A 17,038-nucleotide genomic window follows, 5' to 3' on the forward strand; every position below is an offset into this window, starting at 1 on the left:
GCTAGACGGATTCGATCCGGGTCAGGCGGGCGCCCCGGCGCGGCCCCGGAAAAACGATGGTCACGCGGGTGCCGGGAAAATCCGGCCGGCTGGCGAGTTTCCACCAGGCGCCGTGCGCCCCCGCGATCTCGCGCACGATCGCCAGTCCCAGCCCGGACCCCTCGACCGATACGCCGGCGGAGCGATAAAACGCCTCGAACACCCGCTCGACGTCCTCGGCGCCGATCCCCGCCCCATCGTCCTCGACGGTAAAGGACGGCGGGTTCGCGGCGATGCGCAGGGTCACCGTCGTCGCGTCCTTGCCATAGCGCAGGGCGTTGTCGATCAGATTGCCCAGCAATTCGCCCAGCAGCAGCGGATCGCCGTCGATCCAGACCGGCCCGTCGGGCGCCGCCAGCTGCAGCTCGAGCCGGCGCTCGCGCGCAGCCGCCAGCCACTCCGAGCCCGCATGGCGCATCCATTCGCACAGGTCCAGGCGCGTGAAGCGGTCGCTGGGCCGTGCCGAGCGGTCCGCGCGCGCGAGGATCAGGAGCTGCTGGCCCAGGCGGATCATGCGGTCGCTGACTTGCTTGATCCGTTCGGCACGGGCGCGCACGTCCTCGGGCAGGTCGCGGGCGAGCATCAGTTCGGATTCGAGTTTCAGTCCCGCCAGGGGCGTACGCAGCTGGTGCGCCGCATGGCCGATGAAGCGGCGTTGCGCCTGCATGGCATCGTCCAGCCCTACGAGCAGGCCGTTGAAGCGGATCACCAGCGGCGCGATTTCGGTCGGCAGGCCGGTCTGGTCCAGCGGTTGCAGGTCGTCGACCGATCGTTGGCGGATGTCGTCGGACAGGCGGTTGATGGAGGCCAATTCGGAGCGGATGCCCGACACCAGGACCCAGGCGAACAGGATCACCAGGAACACTTGGCTGAAGACCATGGTCCAGAACAGGTCGCGCAGCAGCCAGGCATTCGAGGTGATGCCGCGCGTGATGAACCAGGTCGCCACCAGGTCGATGAGCACCAGGATCACCAGGGCCGGCAGCAGCCGCTGGACCAAGTGCCGCGCAAGCGACCCCCGGGGCATCAGGCGCCCAAACAGGCCGGCGGGCCGGGCGACGTCGTCCGGCCGCGGTGCCGGCGCCCCGGCGGGGTTGGTGCTATTGGGCACGGTCGCTATCGAGCAGGTAGCCGAATCCACGCACGGTCTGGATGCCCGCGCCGGTGCCGTCCAGGCGCTTGCGCAGGCGATAGATGTAGACCTCGACCGCATTCTCGCTGAAGTCGGCATCCCAGGCCGACAAGGAATTGACGATCTGCTGCTTGGTCACGACCCGCCCGGGACGCGCCATGAGCATCTCGAGCACGGAGAGCTCGCGCACCGAAAGGGACAGCCGGGCACCATCGACCCGCACTTGGCGGTCCACCGTGTCCAGGGTGAGCGGCCCGCATTCGAGCAATGTGCGGGCCGTGCCCACGCGCCGGCGCGCGAAGGCCCGCACGCGCGCAGCGAGCTCGGGCAATTCGAAGGGCTTGGTGACATAGTCGTCGGCGCCGGCATCGAGCCCCGCCACACGGTCCTCGAGCCCATCGCGCGCCGTCAGGATGAGCACCGGCACCTGGTTGCCCGCGGCCCGCAGGCGCCTGAGCACCTCGAGCCCCGGCAGGCCCGGCAGGTTGAGATCCAGCAGCAGCAAGTCATAATCCTGGCCCGCGATCGCGCTCTCGACGCAGTCGCCTTCCTTGAGCCAGTCCACGGCATAGCCCTGATCGCCCAGGAACTCGCGCAGGGCATGTCCCAGGGTCGTATCGTCTTCGATCACTAGCACTCGCATGCCGTGATTCTAGCCCGAAGCGAGGCGTGCACACAGCGCGCGCCGCCAGTCGTTACATACCTGACATTGTCCTGAAGAAACGGGCGGATTCAAGCATTTATCGCGCGCTGCCGGCCGTGGCGGGCGGTGTTGCAGCCGCCGGGCCCGAGGAGGCTCCCGGGGCTGCGGCGGCGGCCTCCTGTGGCGTCGAATCGCCCGGCCGTGTAATGAAGCCCAGGCGCTTGATCCCCGCCTTGCGCGCCGCCGCCATGACCTCGGCCAGCGTGGCGTAGCGCGTATCCAGATCGGCCCGGATGCGCACCTGGGGCTGCGGGTCGCGCACCGCCTCCTGGGCGAAGCGCACGGCCAGATCCTCCACCGCCACCGGCTGCTCGTTCCAGAACACGGCGCCCTGCGGATCGATGGCGATGTCCACGACCAGGGGCTCTTGTTCGACCGGCTGCGCGCTGACTTGGGGCACGTCGATGCGGATGGAATGACTGAGCAAGGGCGCCGTGATGATGAAGATCACCAGCAGCACCAGCATCACGTCGATCAGGGGCACCATGTTGATCTCCGACATGGTGCTGGACGGACCCTTGGAGTCGAAGCCGCCGAACGCCATGTCAGGCTCCGCGCGCGGTGGTGGCCGCGAGATTGATGTGACGGCCGCGGTCATGGCCGTTTTCCACGACCTGCTGCCCCGTGGACAGGAAGGTGAACAGATCGTGGGCGAATGCGTCCAGGTTGGCCAGGTACACGCGGTTGGCGCGCACAAAGGCGTTGTAGGCCAGCACCGCCGGTATGGCCACGGCCAGGCCCAGGCCGGTCATGATCAGGGCCTCGCCCACCGGGCCGGCGATCCGGTTGATGGTCACCCCCTCGGACATGCTGATGCTCAGCAGGGCGTGATAGACCCCCCAGACCGTGCCGAACAGGCCGACGAACGGCGCGGTCGACCCCACCGAGGCCAGCAGTGTCAAGCCGTTTTCCAGACGGGCGGTTTCCTCGTCGATGACCTTGCGGATCGTGCGGGTGACGAAGGCGGCGGTCGAGCCGCTTTCCTCGAGCTTCATCGCACCGTACTTCGCATGGTGCTTGCGCGCGTGGATGGCGTGGCTGGCCAGGTGGGCGAAGGGTTCCTCGGCGCCGTGCGTGGCGATCTCGTTCTCGACCTGCTCGAGCGAGCTGGCCGCCCAGAACTCGGCCAGGAACTTGGACGAGCGGCGGCGGATGCGCAGATGCGTGAAGGTCTTCGACAGGATCAGGTACCAGCTTGCCAGCGACATCAGCAGCAGGAAGACGAACAGCGACTTGCCCACGATGTCGCTTTGCGACACGAAATGCATGACGCCCAGTCCGCCCGGTCCCAGGTCGGCGGGTGTCGGTGGCGCCGGCAGCATGGGGACGACGGCGCCGGCCGCCGGCGCAACGGCCTGGGCCGCGGATGTGGCCGCATCGGTGAGCGGTGCGGCGGCGCTGGTCAGCGGCTGCACGGCACTTACCGCGGCTGCCGCGCCATCCGGCCCCGTCACCTGCGCCAGGATGTGCAAGGCGTCACTCATGAACTCAAGCATCGGATGTGTCCTATAAAACAAAATCGAAGGGAATGTCGACGAGCGCCTTGTAGGCGATCCCGTTCTCTGTGTATGGGCGGAAACGCGCCGTGCGCATGGCCTCGATCGCCGCCTGGTCCAGCCGCGAGTAGCCCGACGAACGATGGACGGTGACCTTGGCCACGCCGCCTTGCGGATTGATCAGGACGCGCAGCACCACGCGACCCTGCTCGCCCCGGCGCTCGGACAACCGCGGATAGATCGGGCTGGGGCGCCTGCCCAGGTAATCGACACGCCCGATGGTGCGGGGCCGGTCGGGATCGACTTCGACGGGCTTGCCGGCGGCCTTGGCGGCGGGCGCGCTGGGACCGGGTACCGCGGCCACCTGCGGCGCCGGTTTGGGTGCAGGCTTCTGGACCACCGGCTTCGGCTTGGGCTTCGGCTTGGGCTTGGGGGGTGGTTCCGGCTTGGGCGGCGGCTCGGGCTTGGGCGGCGGTTCCGGCTTCGGTGGCGGCTCGGGCTTGGGGGGTTCGACGATCGCCTCGGGCTCCGGCTCGGGTATCGGCTCGGGCTCGGGTTCAGGCACCGGTTCGGGTTCGGGCGGCGGCTCGACGACCGGCTCGGGTTCAGGTTCAGGTTCGATTTCCGGCTCGGGTTCGGGCTCGGGTTCGATTTCGGGCTCCGGTTCCGGCTCAGGCTCGACGACCGGCTCGGGTTCGGGCGGGGTGTCGATCTCGGGCTCGGGCTCCGCTTCCACGACGGCTTCCGGCGCGGACGCCGGTTCGAGGGCCGGCCCCAGTTCGACGAACTGGACGTCGATCGCGTCCTCCTCGCCGGGGGACACCTGATCCACCGTCGAGGACAGCGCCATGGCCAGCACGGCCGCATGCAGGCCGATCGCCACGAGCGCGGCGGCCAGCCTCTGGAGCGGATAACGGGGTGTCGAGCCGATGGGCATGCGCTAGCGATTCAAGAAAAAGGGACATGTCCCCGAAGCCGAAAGATTTTATCAGGAATGCGAACGATTCTCAATTTGAAAATAAACTAGACGACAAAAAAAACACCCTGGCGACCGGCATGAACACCCTGGGGAGCCGTCCCTCACTCGCGCCGCATGGAAACAAAAAGATACGCATTGGATGAAACTCGAAACCATGGAACCCGGTCATTTAGGAAAACGGTTCACACACAACCCGCCAACAACAGGAGACCGGACGCCATCATGCACAAATCCCTCGCAATCCTTGCCGCAGCCTGCACGCTGTGGCTGCAGGCCCCCGCGGCCGCATGGGCCGCGGACACCCCGCCGACGGGCATCTATCTGACCAGCGACTTTCCCTCGGTGACGCTGCAGGCGGGCGAAACATCCAGCATCGGACTGAGTCTGCACAATCACCAGACCCCGCCCGAGCGCCTGTCGCTGTCGGTCACGGGGGTGCCGGAGGGCTGGACGGCGACCTTGCTGGGCGGCGGCCAGCCCGTCGCCTCGGCCATGCCCGCCGCCAACGATACGCTGTCCCTGAAATTGCGCCTTGATATCCCTCAAGCCAAGAATGCATCCACGCATACGCTGGTGGTCCACGCCGAGGGCGACCAGCGGCGGCTGAGCCTGCCCATCGACGTCCGGATCGCCGACCGTCTGCCGCCCAAGTTGTCGATCCAGTCCGACCTGCCGCAGTTGACCGGATCCACCAAGTCCGCTTTCGATTTCCAGTTGAAGATCAAGAACGACAGTGGCGAGGACGTGCTCGCCAGTCTGGACGCCCAGGCGCCGCAGTACTACGACCTCTCGTTCACCGAAGGCTACGGCACGCAGCAGGTCAGCGCGGTGCCGATCAAGGCCGGGGAATCCAAGGACGTCAAGCTGCACGTGCGCCCGCCCGCCATGACGCCCGCCGGTGAACACCCCGTCAAGGTCACGGTCTCGGCGGCGGGCGTATCGGCCAGCACCGACCTGACGGTGGACATCACCGGACAGCCACAACTGGACCTGTCGGGCCGCGACGGGCTGATGAGCGCCAGCGCCCAGATCCACGAAGCCTCGACCGTGCCGCTCGAGATCCGCAACAGCGGCACCGCGGCCGCCCAGGACATCGCCCTGGACGGCTCGGCCCCCTCGGGCTGGAAACTCGAGTTCGAGCCCGACCGCATCGAGCGCATCGAGCCGGGCAAGACCGCCGAGGTCCAGGCCCACATCACGCCCTCCTCGCAGTCGCTCGCCGGGGACTATATGGTCAAGCTCTCGGCGCGCTCCCAGGGGCAGTCGGCGCATGGCGACCTGCGCGTGTCGGTCACCACCTCGAGCCTGTGGGGCGTCAGCGGCGCCATCCTCATCGCCATCGCCCTGCTGGTACTGATCGGGGCGGTCGCCAGGTACGGCCGGCGATGAGCGCGCCGGTCATCACGGCCCAGGGACTGGGCAAGGACTACGGTCGGCAGACCGCGCTGCACGAGATCAGCTTCGAGGTCGGCGCGGGCGAGGTCTTCGGCCTGCTGGGCCCCAACGGCGCCGGCAAGACCACGACCATTCTCATCCTGCTCGGCCTGACCGAGGCCACGCGCGGGGCGGTGCGCATCCTGGGCGCGGATCCGCAGCGCCAACCCCTGGCGGTCAAGCGCCGCGTGGGCTACATGCCGGATTCGGTCGGCTTCTACGACGGCCTCACGGCGCTCGACAACCTGCGCTATACGGCCAGGCTGCTGGACATCGAGGCCGGCGAGCGCGACGCGCGCATCCTGCAAGCGCTGGAGCGCGTGAACCTCGCCGAGCATGCGCGACAGCGCGTGGGCGCGTTCTCGCACGGCATGCGGCGCCGCCTGGGACTGGCCGAGATCATCATGAAACGCGCGCCGATCGCCATCCTCGATGAGCCCACCTCCGGCCTGGACCCGCAGTCGACCGAGTCTTTCCTGGCGCTCATCGAAGAGTTGCGCGCCGACGGCGCGACCATCCTGTTGTCCTCGCATCTGCTCGATCAGGTGCAGCGCGTCTGCGACCGGGTGGCGCTGTTCAACGCCGGGCGCATCGCGCTCTCGGGCCGGGTCGACGAACTGGCCCGGCGCGTGCTGGGCGACAGCCACGAGATCCGCCTCCAGGCCGAGGGACCCGACATCCGCGATGCGCTGGCCGCCGTTCCCGGCGTCAGCGGCGTGCGCGTATCCGGACCCGGGCATTACGTGCTGCGGGCCGCGGGCGACGTCCGCGCCGATGCCGCGCGCGCCGCCATCGCCGCGGGCGCGGGTCTGCAATCCCTGGCCGTGGATGTCCCCAGCCTGGAGGCCATCTATCGCCACACTTTCCGCACGGGAGCATCCGCATGAGCACACGCAGAGAAGGCTCGCCCTGGCAAGGACTGGGCGCGGTGACCGCCAAGGAACTGGCCGACCACATGGGCAGCGCGCGCATGCGCATCCTCGAATGGCTGGTCGTGCTGACGGCCGCCGCCGCCCTGTACGGCGCCCTCGAGGGCATCCGCCAGACCACCTCCACGGATCCGTTCGTGTTTCTGCGCCTGTTCACCGACGCCCAGGCGCCGCTGCCCTCCTTCGCGGCGCTGCTGGGCTTTCTGATCCCGCTGGTGGCCATCGGTCTGGGATTCGATGCGATCAACGGCGAATACAACCATCGCACCATGAGCCGCATCCTGTCCCAGCCGATCTACCGCGACGCGCTGCTGCTGGGCAAGTTCCTCGCGGGGCTGGCGGCGCTGGCGGTCTGCCTGGTGTGCCTCTGGCTGCTGGTGATGGGCGCGGGGCTCATCCTGCTGGGCGTGCCGCCCAGCGGCGAGGAGGTGCTGCGCTCGCTGGCGTTCCTGTGCGCGGCCCTGGCCTACGCCGGGGTGTGGCTGGGCCTGGCGCTGCTGTGCTCGGTGGTGTTCCGCTCGGCCTCGACCTCGGCGCTGGTGGCGCTGGGCCTGTGGCTGTTCACCGCCCTGCTGTGGCCGATGCTGGCACCCGCCATCGCCCAGGCGATCGCCCCACCCGACCTGGCCACCGTGCTGTCGGGCGGCATGGACATGAACACCCTCGCCTGGCAGCAGGCGCTGATGCACGCCTCGCCCGCGACCCTGTTCAACGACACGGCCATCACTCTGCTGAGCCCGGCCACCCGCAGCCTGGGGCCGGTGTTCCTGTCGCAGATCCAGGGTGCCCTGCTGGGCGCGCCGCTGCCGCTGTCTGAAAGCCTGGCCATCGTCTGGCCCCAGTTCACGGGCCTGATCGCGGCGGTGCTGGTGCTGTTCACGGCGGGCTACGTATGCTTTCAGCGCCAGGAGGTGCGCACGTAGGCGCACGGCGGTCCGGTGCGGCCCACCGCCGCGCCGGACCGGCCTGGATCGGGGACGGCGCATGACGGCCGCTACAATGGGCCTCGGAGTTCCCTGACCGCAGGCTTGAATGACGCGACCACCGGCCCCCTCGCCTTCCACAACCGCCCCGACCAGCGACGGCACCGTGCCCGACGCCGTGCGCTGGCGGATCCTGGCGGTGCTGCTCACCGCCATTTTCATGACCCTGATCGGCGTGAGCATCGTCAATGTCGCCCTGCCGTCGATACAGCTGGCCCTGGACGCCTCGCGCTCCGACATCCAGTGGGTGTTGTCGGGCTATGCGTTGACCTTCGGGGTGGTGCTGGTGGCCGCCGGACGCGCGGGCGACATCATGGGCCGCGGAGGCCTGTTCCTGGCGGGCGCCGGGGTCTTCACCGCCTCATCGGTCGCCGCCGGCCTGGCGCCCGACGCGGATTGGCTCAATGCCGCGCGGCTGGTGCAAGGCATCGGCTCGGGCCTGCTGAACCCGCAGGGCATCGGGATGATCCAGCAGTATTTCAGGGGTGCCGAGCGCGGACGGGCATTCGGCTATTTCGGCACGGCGGTCGGCTTTTCAGTGGCCATCGGCCCTGTGCTGGGCGGATTCCTGATCGAACTGGGCGGCCTGGACCTGGGCTGGCGGCTGACCTTCCTGGTCAACGTGCCCATCGGCATCGCCACGATCATCCTGGGACTGCTGTGGTTTCCCAAGCCCCTGATCCGCAGCATCGGCGCCCGGGGCGCCGGCCGGGCCGGACAGCTGCTGCGCGCCCTGGACCCGGTGGGCTCGGTGCTGCTGGGGCTGGCCGTGCTGGCGGTGCTGCTGCCGTTCGTCGAAGCCCGCGAAACACCGCTCACCTGGCTGCTGCTGCCGGCCTGCGCCCTGCTGTTCTACCTCTGGGTGCGCTGGGAGCGGCGCTACGCGCGCCGCGGCGGCAGCCCCATGGTCGATCTGGAGATCTTTTCCACCGCCAGCTTTACCAACGGCATCATCATCATGGCCCTGTATTTCCTGGGCATGACCAGCATCTGGGTGCTGGTGGCGCTGTACGTGCAGGAAGGCGCCGGCAAGACCGCGCTGGAAGCCGGGCTGTTCGGCATCCCGGCGGCTCTGCTGTCGGCCTATGCGGCCGACTGGGCCGGCCGGCGCGTGCACCGCTACGGCCGCAAGCTCGTGATCGGCGGCCTGGTCCTTGCCCTGGTCGGCCTGGCGGCCAGCGTCGCCGTAGTGCTGCTGTACGAACAGGGCCGCCTCAGCATCTGGTGGCTGCTGCTGTCGCTGTCGTTCATCGGACTGGCCCAGGGCTCGGTCATCAGCCCCAACCAGGCCCTGACCCTGGAGGACGTGCCCCTGAACTACGCGGGCAGCTCGGGCGCCATCATGCAGACCGGCCAGCGCATCGGAACCTCGGTGGGCATCGCCATGATCACGGCGGCGGTGTTCGCGACCCTGACCACCGCCTCGTGGTCAGTCGCCGTATCCGTCGGGTTCGGGGTGATCAGCCTGGTGGTGATGGTGGCGCTGGGCGTCGCCGTCAAGGACCTGGGCGACCGCGGTCGGCGCAACCGCGGCCGGCTGGTGGACTGACAGTATCGACGGGCCGGATGCAAAAAACCCGCAAGACCTGAGATCTATGCGGGTTTTGCTTTTTGACGTCAGAGGACATCGGACTGCATTGGACTTCTCAAAACAGAGAAGTGGTGCCCAGGAGAGGACTCGAACCTCCACACCTTGCGGCACATGGACCTGAACCATGCGCGTCTACCAATTCCGCCACCTGGGCACGGCATAACGTGTATGCTATTGCTTTTGCTGCCCGCTTTGACTGGCGCCACGTTCAGCGAAGACAGGATTATAGCAGCATTTTTTTGGATGAAAAGCAGCCTTTGAAAAAGCGATCTGATAAAGACAAGAACCCCGACGCTCTCCCCCCACCGTCCGTCGATTTACCGCCTGATTTCGATCCGGCAGTCCCCAGCCGCGAGCTGGTGATGCACACCCTGCGCACCGCAGGAAAACCTATGACTATCGAGGCCCTGGCCGACACCACCGAGGCGGGCATCCCCCTGTCGGCCGGCTTCGTGCGCCGCATCAAGGCCATGGAGCGCGACGGCCAATTGCGCTTCAATCCCCAAGGAAAGTTGCAGATCTGCAACAATACCGATTTCGTCACCGGCGTGGTCCAGGGCCATCGCGACGGCTTCGGCTTTCTGATCCCCGATGGCGGCGGCCAGGACCTGTACTTGTCCACCCATGAAATGGCCAAGGTGCTGCACGGTGATCGCGTGCGGGTCAAACCCTCGGGCGAATACCGGGGCCGGACCGAAGGCACCATCGTCGAGGTCCTCGAGCGGCGCACCGGCAAGCTCGTCGGCCGCTTCCTCAAGGAGCACGGCGCCAACATCGTCGCGCCCGAGGACCAGCGCATCAAGCACGACATCCTGATTGCGCCAGGTGACACGGGCGGCGCCGAGCACGGCCAGGTGGTCACCGCGCAAATCCTGCGCCAGCCGGCGCGCCACATGCAACCCCTGGGCAAGGTGATCGAGGTTCTGGGCGAGATCGACGACCCCGGCATGGAAATCGAGATCGCGGTGCGAAAGTTCGACGTGCCGGTCGAGTTCTCCGAGGCCACGATGCGCGAGTTGCGCACGATTCCCGAACAGGTCTCGGCGGCGGAATGCCGCGGCCGCGTGGACTTGCGCGACATCCCCTTCATCACGATCGACGGCGAGGACGCGCGCGACTTCGACGACGCGGTATTCTGTATGCCGGCGGAATTGGGCAGCGCCTCGCGCAAGCGCCCGGGGTGGCGGCTGCTGGTCGCCATTGCCGACGTCAGCCACTATGTGCAACCCGGGACGGGCCTGGACGAGGACGCCCTGGACCGCGGCACCAGCGTTTATTTCCCCCGACGGGTCATCCCAATGCTGCCCGAGGCCCTGTCCAACGGCATCTGTTCGTTGAATCCCGGCGTCGACCGCCTGGTGATGGTCTGCGACATGATGATTCCCGCCCAGGGCGCCAAGGCCGGCACGGTGGCGGCCTACCAGTTCTACGAGGCCGTGATCCATTCGCACGCGCGCACGACCTACACCGACATCTGGGCCGCTCTGCAGCAGTCCAACGGCCCGGCGGCGCAAGGCCTCGGCCCCCTGCTCGAGCACGTGCGCGACGCCTACGAGCTCTACCAGGCCTTCGCCGAGGCGCGCAAAAGGCGCGGCGCCATCGATTTCGACACGGTCGAGACCCGCATCGTCTGCAATCCGCTGGGCCGCATCGAAAAGATCGAACCCTACGCGCGCAACGACGCCCATCGCCTCATCGAGGAATGCATGCTGGCGGCCAACACCTGCGCGGCGGACTTCATCGTGCGCAACAAGCGGCGCTCGCTATTCCGCGTCCACGAGGGACCGACACCCGAGAAACTCCAGGCTCTGCGCGAATACCTGCGCAATCTGGGCCTGACCCTCGAAGGCGGCGACGAACCCCGGCCCGAGGACTACGCCAAGCTCATCCAGGCCGCCCGCAGCCGCCCGGACTACGAGATCGTCCAAACCATGTGCCTGCGCTCGATGCAGCAGGCCATCTACAGTCCCGAGCAGTCCGGCCATTTCGGCCTGGCCTACACGCACTACGCGCACTTCACCTCGCCCATCCGCCGCTACCCCGATCTGCTGGTACACCGCACGATCCGCGGCATCCTCGCCGGCCAGCGCTATGCGCCGCCGCCTCTGGCAGGCCAGCCGGTGGCGGGCGTGCCGGCGGGCAAGCGCGAGCAGGAAACCTGGGAGGAACTGGGCGTGCTGCTGTCCGCCCGCGAGCGCCGCGCCGACGATGCCTCGCGCGACGTCGCCGCCTGGCTGAAATGCTGGTTCGTGCGCGAACACGTGGGCGAGGTCTTCAGCGGCAGGATCACCGGGGTGGCCGGCTTCGGCGTGTTCGTCACGCTGGACACGCTGTACGTGGAAGGCATGGCGCACGTTTCGGAACTGGGCTCGGACTACTTCCAATACAACGAGGTCACCAACGAACTGCGCGGCGAGCGCACCGGCATGCGCTACCGGCTGGGCGATGCGCTGCAGGTCCAGGTCTCGCGCGTCGACCTGGAGGCGCGGCGCATCGAGTTCCGCCTGGTCAAGGGCGAGGACTACAAGGCTTTGCAGGCGGAAATATCGGGTGGTGCACGGCCGGCCTCCAAGCCCAAGAAAGCCGCGGGCGCCAAGCCCGCCGCCTTACGCGGCACCACCTCGCACCAGCGCCGCGCCGAGGCCAAGCGCGCGGCGCGCAAGGCCGCGCCGCACAAGCATCGCAGCTAGGGATACGCCAGCACAATGTCATCCAAGCAAGTATTGGCGGGTTTCCATGCCGTACAGGCACGCCTGCGCCATGCGCCCGACTCGATCGTCGATCTGTATGTCGACACCTCGCGCCAGGACCGGCGCATGCGGCACTGCATCCAGCAGATCGAGGCCGCCGGCGTGCGCTGGCACGCCGTGGATGCCGCACGCCTCGATGGCCTGGCCCACGGCATGCGCCACCAGGGCATCGTCGCCCTCGCCCGTCCGCGGCCGCTGGCGATCACGGTCGACGAGGTCCTCGACACCCTCGAGGACCAGGCCGAGCCCGCCCTGTTCCTGGTGCTCGACGGCGTCACCGACCCGCACAATCTGGGCGCCTGCCTGCGCACCGCCGATGCCGCGGGCGTGCACGCGGTGATCGCGCCGCGCGACCGCGCGGTGGGCCTGAACGCCACCGTGCAGCGCGTCGCCTGCGGCGCGGCCGAGACCGTGCCCTACATCATGGTGACCAATCTGGCCCGGACGCTGCGCGCCATGCGCGAGCGCGAGGTCTGGCTGGTCGGCACGGACGATGCGGCGGAACACTCCATCCACCAGATCGACGGGCGGCGCGCCATGGCCTGGGTCATGGGCGCCGAGGGCGAAGGCATGCGCCGGCTGACCCGCGAGACCTGCGATGAGCTGGTCGCCATCCCCATGCGGGGCTCGGTCGAAAGCCTGAACGTCAGCGTGGCCAGCGCCGTCTGCCTGTACGAAACAGCCAGGCAGCGCCTGCTGCACGGCTAAGGCGTCCTCCAGCCCGCGCCCGAATGGCGCATAATGTGCGGCACCGGCCACGTTTCACCACAACCTCCACCCACCTCCTTGCGCACCACCATGTCCGATAACGGCTTCTCCACCCAGATCGTCCATTCCGACCGGCGATCGCAGCCCACCAACGGCGCCGTCCACCAGGCCATCCATCCCTCCACCGAGTATGGCTATGCCGATGCGCGCGAACTGGCGGCCGTCTTCCAGGGCAAGGCCGGCTATACCTATGCGCGCCAAGGCACCCCGACGACGGCGGCGCTCGAAGCCAAGGTCACCACGATGGAGCAGGCCGAGGCGACCGTCACATTCTCCACCGGCATGGCGGCATTGACGGCGACCTTCTTCACGCTGCTGCGCGCAGGCGACCATCTGATCAGCAGCAAGTACATCTTCGGCAATACCAACAGCCTGCTGTTGACACTCGCCGACCTGGGCGTCGAGGTCACATTGGTCGACGCCACCGATGCGCGCGAGGTCGAGGCCGCGGTGCGCGACAATACCCGCATGGTGTTCGTCGAGACCATCGCCAACCCAGGCACCCAGGTGGCGGATCTGGTCGCGATCGGCGAACTCTGCCGCGCGCGCGGCCTGGTCTACGTGGTCGACAGCACGCTGTCCTCGCCCTATCTCTGCCCCTCGCGCGTCTTCGGCGCCTCGCTGGTGATCAACTCACTGTCCAAGCACGTGGGCGGACACGGCAATGCGCTGGGCGGCGCCGTCACGCAAACCGGGCTGTATGACTGGGCGGGTTATCCCAACATCCACGCGCAATACCGCAAGGGCGACTCGCGCAACTGGGGCCTGCTGCAGATCAAGAAAAAAGGCCTGCGCGACATGGGCGGCACGCTATCCTCGGACGTGGCGCACCGGCTGGCGGCGGGATCCGAGACCATGGCGCTGCGCATGGACCGGATCTGCGCCAACGCCCTGGCCCTGGCCCGCCACCTGGATGCGCACCCCAAGGTCGCCCGCGTCCACTATCCCGGATTGCCCTCCCATCCGCAGCACGCGCGTGCCACCCAATGGTTCGGCGGCCGCTACGGCGGACTGCTGGGCGTGGAACTGGACCCCGGCATCGACGTCTTCGAATGCCTGAATCAACTGCGCATCGTGATCCTCGCGACACACTTGGGCGACAACCGCACCCTGGTCCTGCCGGCCGCTCACACCATCTATTACGAAATGGGCCCCGAGCGCCGCGCCCTGATGGGCATACCCGACGGCTTCCTGCGCATATCGGTGGGCATCGAGGACGAACAGGACCTGATCGCCGATTTCACGCAGGCCCTGGCCGCGGTGGCCGGCTAGCGCGTCGGGGCCGGCCGGGGACGTAGAACGGATCCGTAAATTCCGGGGCCTGCCTTGTTGCATTCGATGAAAGTCAGTAACGGTGCGGCTCTCCAGCGGTTTTCTTCTTGACACCATGTGGTTTCGAAGGCTTAATACGCCTTAGCCGGTAGACTCGATCGCTTGCAGGCGCAAGGCCACGAGGCCATCCTCATCCATCCGGTCGGATACGGCTGACAGTTATGGCAGGTCTCATCCATCACAAGCAGGTCGGGCACGCCCGGCGGCCACAATAAACTTCAGGGGTAATCCTTAAAATGAACAAAACCGAGCTTATCGAGCATATCTCTTCCAAGACCGACCTGTCCAAAGCCGACGTCGGCCGCGCCCTGGAAGCGTTTGTCGGTGCCGTCAAGACCACCCTCAAAAAGAAGGGTTCAGTGACCCTCGTCGGTTTCGGCACCTTTGCCGTGTCCGAGCGCGCCGCGCGCACCGGCCGCAACCCGCGCACCGGCGAGGCGATCAAGATCAAAAAGGCCCGCGTGCCCAAGTTCCGCCCGGGCAAGGCCCTGAAGGACGCCGTCAACTAGGCGCCCAAGGCCGGGACTATTTGCGCCGCGCGAGGTCCATCGATATAATCGCAGCCTTTCGCGCGCACCGTGGCTCCAAGGGGTGCTTAGCTCAGTTGGTAGAGCGGCGCCCTTACAAGGCGTAGGTCGGGGGTTCGAACCCCTCAGCACCCACCACCCAGCCACCTCGAAGGCACCTGGTCCTCCAGGTGCTTTTTCTTTTCCCCGGCCTGGTGATCGCCCTACAATCCCCGCATGAGCCCGCAACCTCCCCACGTCCCGTCGCTGCTGTGCGGCCTGGACGAACTCGGCCGATTCGACGAGGTCATCGATGTGCGCACGCCTGCCGAATACGAGGACGACCACATCCCGGGCGCAATCAACGCCCCCGTCCTCGACAACGCCCAGCGTGTGACCATCGGCACCCTGTACGCGCGCGATCCTTTCAAGGCCACGCGGCTGGGCGCGGCCCTGGTCGCGCGCAACATCGCGCAGCACCTCGAGACGGTCTTCGCCGACCGGCCCCGAACCTGGCGCCCCCTGATCTATTGCTGGCGCGGCGGCAAGCGCTCGGGTGCCATGACCGCCTGGTTCAATCTCATCGGCTGGAAGGCGCGGCAACTGGACGGCGGCTACAAGGCCTACCGGCGCCATGTGCTGCACAGCCTCGAAACCCTTCCTCGAGGCCTGGATTTCATCGTGCTTGCCGGCCCGACCGGTTCGGGCAAGACCCGGCTGCTGTATGCCCTGGGCCAGGCCGGTGCCCAGGTGCTGGACCTGGAAGCCCTGTCGGGGCATCGCGGCTCGCTGCTGGGCGCCATGCCGGGCCTGCTTCAACCCTCGCAGCGCCGCTTCGAATCAATCCTGCTGCAAGCGCTCGCGCGGCTCGATCCGGTGCGGCCCGTATTCGTCGAGGCTGAAAGCCCGCGGATCGGCCGCATCAGCCTGCCCGCGGAGCTGCTGGCGCGCATGCACGCGGGCCGCTGCGTGCGCGTCAGCGCCAGCCTCGAGCATCGCCTGGCCTTTCTGCTGCAGGACTACGCGCATCTGTTCGATAACCGCGAGGCGTTCAAGCGCACCCTGGAACGCTTCATCGGCCTGCAAAGCCGCGCCACCGTCCAGGCCTGGCAGGCGCTGGTCGATGCCGACCGCCGCGAGGCGCTGTTTCGCGAACTGATCGAGCAGCACTACGATCCCGCCTACCGGCGCAGCAGCGGACGGCACTATGCCGGCCTCGCACAGGCGCCGACTTTCGTCTACGACCCGACCGCCAGCGGCGCCCCGGGCCAGGCGCACGATTGCCTGCGCCTGGTCGGGCAAACATGCCAACCCCAGGAAACCCTGCCATGAACGCCCCCGACATTCCGCGCCTGACCGCCCTGTCCCACGGCGGCGGCTGCGGCTGCAAGATCGCCCCCGACGTGCTGGCGCAGCTGATGCGCGATGCATTGCCGGGCGGCCCTTTCCCCGACCTGCTGGTGGGCACCGAAACATCCGACGACGCCGCGGTCTATCGCCTGAACGATGAACAGGCCCTGATCGCCACCACCGATTTCTTCATGCCGATCGTCGACGATCCCTACGATTTCGGCCGCATCGCCGCCACCAATGCACTGTCCGACATCTATGCCATGGGCGGGCGGCCGATCCTTGCACTGGCCCTGGTCGGCATGCCCATCAACGTCCTGCCGCACGAGACCATCGCCCGCATCCTCGAGGGCGGCGCCTCGGTCTGCGCGGCGGCCGGCATTCCGATCGCCGGCGGCCATTCCATCGATTCCGTCGAGCCCATCTACGGCCTGGCCGCCATGGGCATCGCGCACCCGGCCCGCATCAAACGCAACGATGCGGCCCGCGCGGGCGACGTGCTCATCCTCGGCAAGCCGCTGGGCGTCGGCATCCTGTCGGCCGCCCTCAAGCAAGACCGCCTCGACGCCGCGGGATACCAGGCCATGATCGACGCGACCACGCGCCTGAACACACCGGGCACGGCACTCGCCGACCTGCCCGGCGTCCACGCCATGACCGACGTCACCGGATTCGGCCTGCTGGGCCACACCCTCGAGTTGTGCCGGGGCGCGGGCCTGCACGCCCACCTGCGCTATGCCGACCTGCCCTGGCTGCCCGGCGTGCCGGCGCTGGCCGCGGCGGGCATCCGGACCGGCGCCTCGGGCCGCAACTGGCGCGCCTGCCAGGACGCCACGGCCCTCGATCCGAACCTGCCCGAGCTCGCGCAGACGCTGCTGTGCGATCCGCAGACCTCCGGCGGCCTGCTGGTGGCCTGCGCCGCCGATGCCGCCGACAAGGTCCTGGCCCTGTTCCGCGAGGCGGGCTTCGGCGAGGCGGCTGCGATCGGCCACCTGGCCGCCGGCGCCGCGGGTGCAAGCATCGCCTGAGGCCATTACGCCATACAC

At 68.0% G+C, this 17,038-nt stretch carries 16 protein-coding genes and 2 tRNA genes; 12 read left to right on the forward strand and 6 right to left on the reverse strand.

The window, feature by feature from the left end; genetic code table 11:
* Nucleotide 1 precedes the first annotated feature (1 nt).
* The 5 genes from OOZ48_RS01560 to OOZ48_RS01580 form a co-directional block, all read right to left on the reverse strand.
* Entirely contained in the window at nucleotides 2-1,066 is a 1,065-nt protein-coding gene (locus OOZ48_RS01560; RefSeq protein ID WP_269495387.1) for a sensor histidine kinase, read from the reverse strand.
* Nucleotides 1,067-1,139: 73 nt separating this feature from the next.
* Nucleotides 1,140-1,814, reverse strand: a complete 675-nt coding sequence (locus tag OOZ48_RS01565) for a response regulator (protein WP_269495013.1) — start codon at nucleotides 1,812-1,814, stop codon at nucleotides 1,140-1,142.
* A gap of 97 nt (nucleotides 1,815-1,911) precedes the next feature.
* A complete protein-coding gene (locus OOZ48_RS01570) occupies nucleotides 1,912-2,418 on the reverse strand; it encodes an ExbD/TolR family protein (RefSeq protein WP_269495015.1) in 507 nt (168 codons plus the stop codon).
* Between the two features lies 1 nt (nucleotide 2,419).
* Complete coding sequence (locus tag OOZ48_RS01575; RefSeq protein ID WP_269495017.1) at nucleotides 2,420-3,370, reverse strand: MotA/TolQ/ExbB proton channel family protein; 951 nt, start codon at nucleotides 3,368-3,370, stop codon at nucleotides 2,420-2,422.
* Nucleotides 3,371-3,380: 10 nt separating this feature from the next.
* Nucleotides 3,381-4,307, reverse strand: a complete 927-nt coding sequence (locus tag OOZ48_RS01580) for an energy transducer TonB (protein ID WP_269495019.1) — start codon at nucleotides 4,305-4,307, stop codon at nucleotides 3,381-3,383.
* A gap of 26 nt (nucleotides 4,308-4,333) precedes the next feature.
* Here OOZ48_RS01580 and OOZ48_RS01585 point away from each other — a divergent pair, with 26 nt between their 5' ends.
* The 5 genes from OOZ48_RS01585 to OOZ48_RS01605 all read left to right on the forward strand — a co-directional run bounded on the left by OOZ48_RS01585 (nucleotide 4,334) and on the right by OOZ48_RS01605 (nucleotide 9,244).
* Complete coding sequence (locus tag OOZ48_RS01585; protein ID WP_269495021.1) at nucleotides 4,334-4,492, forward strand: hypothetical protein; 159 nt, start codon at nucleotides 4,334-4,336, stop codon at nucleotides 4,490-4,492.
* Nucleotides 4,493-4,571: 79 nt separating this feature from the next.
* Nucleotides 4,572-5,738, forward strand: a complete 1,167-nt coding sequence (locus OOZ48_RS01590; protein WP_269495022.1) for a COG1470 family protein — start codon at nucleotides 4,572-4,574, stop codon at nucleotides 5,736-5,738.
* Nucleotides 5,735-6,670: an ABC transporter ATP-binding protein gene (locus OOZ48_RS01595; RefSeq protein WP_269495024.1), complete on the forward strand. Its 936-nt coding sequence runs from the start codon at nucleotides 5,735-5,737 to the stop codon at nucleotides 6,668-6,670. The genes OOZ48_RS01590 and OOZ48_RS01595 overlap by 4 nt, the downstream gene beginning before the upstream one ends.
* Nucleotides 6,667-7,635 carry an ABC transporter permease gene (locus tag OOZ48_RS01600; RefSeq protein WP_269495026.1) on the forward strand — a complete coding sequence of 323 codons (969 nt, stop codon included), beginning with the start codon at nucleotides 6,667-6,669 and terminating at the stop codon, nucleotides 7,633-7,635. The genes OOZ48_RS01595 and OOZ48_RS01600 overlap by 4 nt, the downstream gene beginning before the upstream one ends.
* 109 nt (nucleotides 7,636-7,744) lie before the next feature.
* A complete protein-coding gene (locus OOZ48_RS01605) occupies nucleotides 7,745-9,244 on the forward strand; it encodes an MFS transporter (RefSeq protein WP_269495028.1) in 1,500 nt (499 codons plus the stop codon).
* 111 nt (nucleotides 9,245-9,355) lie between these two features.
* Here OOZ48_RS01605 and OOZ48_RS01610 read toward each other — a convergent pair.
* Nucleotides 9,356-9,440 (reverse strand) — tRNA-Leu (locus OOZ48_RS01610).
* A 103-nt stretch (nucleotides 9,441-9,543) separates the two neighbouring features.
* Between OOZ48_RS01610 and rnr the strand changes: the two genes are divergently transcribed.
* The 7 genes from rnr to selD all read left to right on the forward strand — a co-directional run bounded on the left by rnr (nucleotide 9,544) and on the right by selD (nucleotide 17,020).
* The gene (rnr, locus tag OOZ48_RS01615; protein ID WP_269495030.1) at nucleotides 9,544-11,976 is read left to right on the forward strand and encodes a ribonuclease R; all 2,433 of its coding nucleotides are present in this window, start codon (nucleotides 9,544-9,546) and stop codon (nucleotides 11,974-11,976) included.
* A gap of 15 nt (nucleotides 11,977-11,991) precedes the next feature.
* Nucleotides 11,992-12,744 (forward strand): 23S rRNA (guanosine(2251)-2'-O)-methyltransferase RlmB, encoded by a 753-nt coding sequence (gene rlmB / locus OOZ48_RS01620; RefSeq protein WP_269495032.1) that lies wholly within the window; start codon nucleotides 11,992-11,994, stop codon nucleotides 12,742-12,744.
* Between the two features lie 90 nt (nucleotides 12,745-12,834).
* Entirely contained in the window at nucleotides 12,835-14,076 is a 1,242-nt protein-coding gene (locus tag OOZ48_RS01625) for a cystathionine gamma-synthase family protein (RefSeq protein ID WP_269495034.1), read from the forward strand.
* 296 nt (nucleotides 14,077-14,372) lie between these two features.
* Nucleotides 14,373-14,645 (forward strand): HU family DNA-binding protein, encoded by a 273-nt coding sequence (locus OOZ48_RS01630; protein WP_269495036.1) that lies wholly within the window; start codon nucleotides 14,373-14,375, stop codon nucleotides 14,643-14,645.
* Between the two features lie 80 nt (nucleotides 14,646-14,725).
* Nucleotides 14,726-14,801 (forward strand) — tRNA-Val (locus OOZ48_RS01635).
* A 78-nt stretch (nucleotides 14,802-14,879) separates the two neighbouring features.
* Nucleotides 14,880-15,974 (forward strand): tRNA 2-selenouridine(34) synthase MnmH, encoded by a 1,095-nt coding sequence (gene mnmH, locus OOZ48_RS01640; RefSeq protein ID WP_269495038.1) that lies wholly within the window; start codon nucleotides 14,880-14,882, stop codon nucleotides 15,972-15,974.
* Nucleotides 15,971-17,020, forward strand: a complete 1,050-nt coding sequence (gene selD, locus OOZ48_RS01645) for a selenide, water dikinase SelD (protein ID WP_269495040.1) — start codon at nucleotides 15,971-15,973, stop codon at nucleotides 17,018-17,020. The genes mnmH and selD overlap by 4 nt, the downstream gene beginning before the upstream one ends.
* The last annotated feature ends 18 nt before the right edge of the window (nucleotides 17,021-17,038 follow it).

It is taken from the genome of Castellaniella sp. S9 (genome assembly GCF_027257175.1).
In the GTDB taxonomy this organism is placed as follows: domain Bacteria; phylum Pseudomonadota; class Gammaproteobacteria; order Burkholderiales; family Burkholderiaceae_B; genus Castellaniella.

Coding starts and splice junctions, on each gene's coding strand:
- OOZ48_RS01560 (WP_269495387.1), bottom strand. CDS start 1,066: ATGCCCCGGGGGTCGCTTGCGCGGCACTTGGTCCAGCGGCTGCTGCCG.
- OOZ48_RS01565 (WP_269495013.1), bottom strand. CDS start 1,814: ATGCGAGTGCTAGTGATCGAAGACGATACGACCCTGGGACATGCCCTG.
- OOZ48_RS01570 (WP_269495015.1), bottom strand. CDS start 2,418: ATGGCGTTCGGCGGCTTCGACTCCAAGGGTCCGTCCAGCACCATGTCG.
- OOZ48_RS01575 (WP_269495017.1), bottom strand. CDS start 3,370: ATGCTTGAGTTCATGAGTGACGCCTTGCACATCCTGGCGCAGGTGACG.
- OOZ48_RS01580 (WP_269495019.1), bottom strand. CDS start 4,307: ATGCCCATCGGCTCGACACCCCGTTATCCGCTCCAGAGGCTGGCCGCC.
- OOZ48_RS01585 (WP_269495021.1), top strand. CDS start 4,334: ATGTCCCCGAAGCCGAAAGATTTTATCAGGAATGCGAACGATTCTCAA.
- OOZ48_RS01590 (WP_269495022.1), top strand. CDS start 4,572: ATGCACAAATCCCTCGCAATCCTTGCCGCAGCCTGCACGCTGTGGCTG.
- OOZ48_RS01595 (WP_269495024.1), top strand. CDS start 5,735: ATGAGCGCGCCGGTCATCACGGCCCAGGGACTGGGCAAGGACTACGGT.
- OOZ48_RS01600 (WP_269495026.1), top strand. CDS start 6,667: ATGAGCACACGCAGAGAAGGCTCGCCCTGGCAAGGACTGGGCGCGGTG.
- OOZ48_RS01605 (WP_269495028.1), top strand. CDS start 7,745: ATGACGCGACCACCGGCCCCCTCGCCTTCCACAACCGCCCCGACCAGC.
- rlmB (WP_269495032.1), top strand. CDS start 11,992: ATGTCATCCAAGCAAGTATTGGCGGGTTTCCATGCCGTACAGGCACGC.
- OOZ48_RS01625 (WP_269495034.1), top strand. CDS start 12,835: ATGTCCGATAACGGCTTCTCCACCCAGATCGTCCATTCCGACCGGCGA.
- OOZ48_RS01630 (WP_269495036.1), top strand. CDS start 14,373: ATGAACAAAACCGAGCTTATCGAGCATATCTCTTCCAAGACCGACCTG.
- mnmH (WP_269495038.1), top strand. CDS start 14,880: ATGAGCCCGCAACCTCCCCACGTCCCGTCGCTGCTGTGCGGCCTGGAC.
- selD (WP_269495040.1), top strand. CDS start 15,971: ATGAACGCCCCCGACATTCCGCGCCTGACCGCCCTGTCCCACGGCGGC.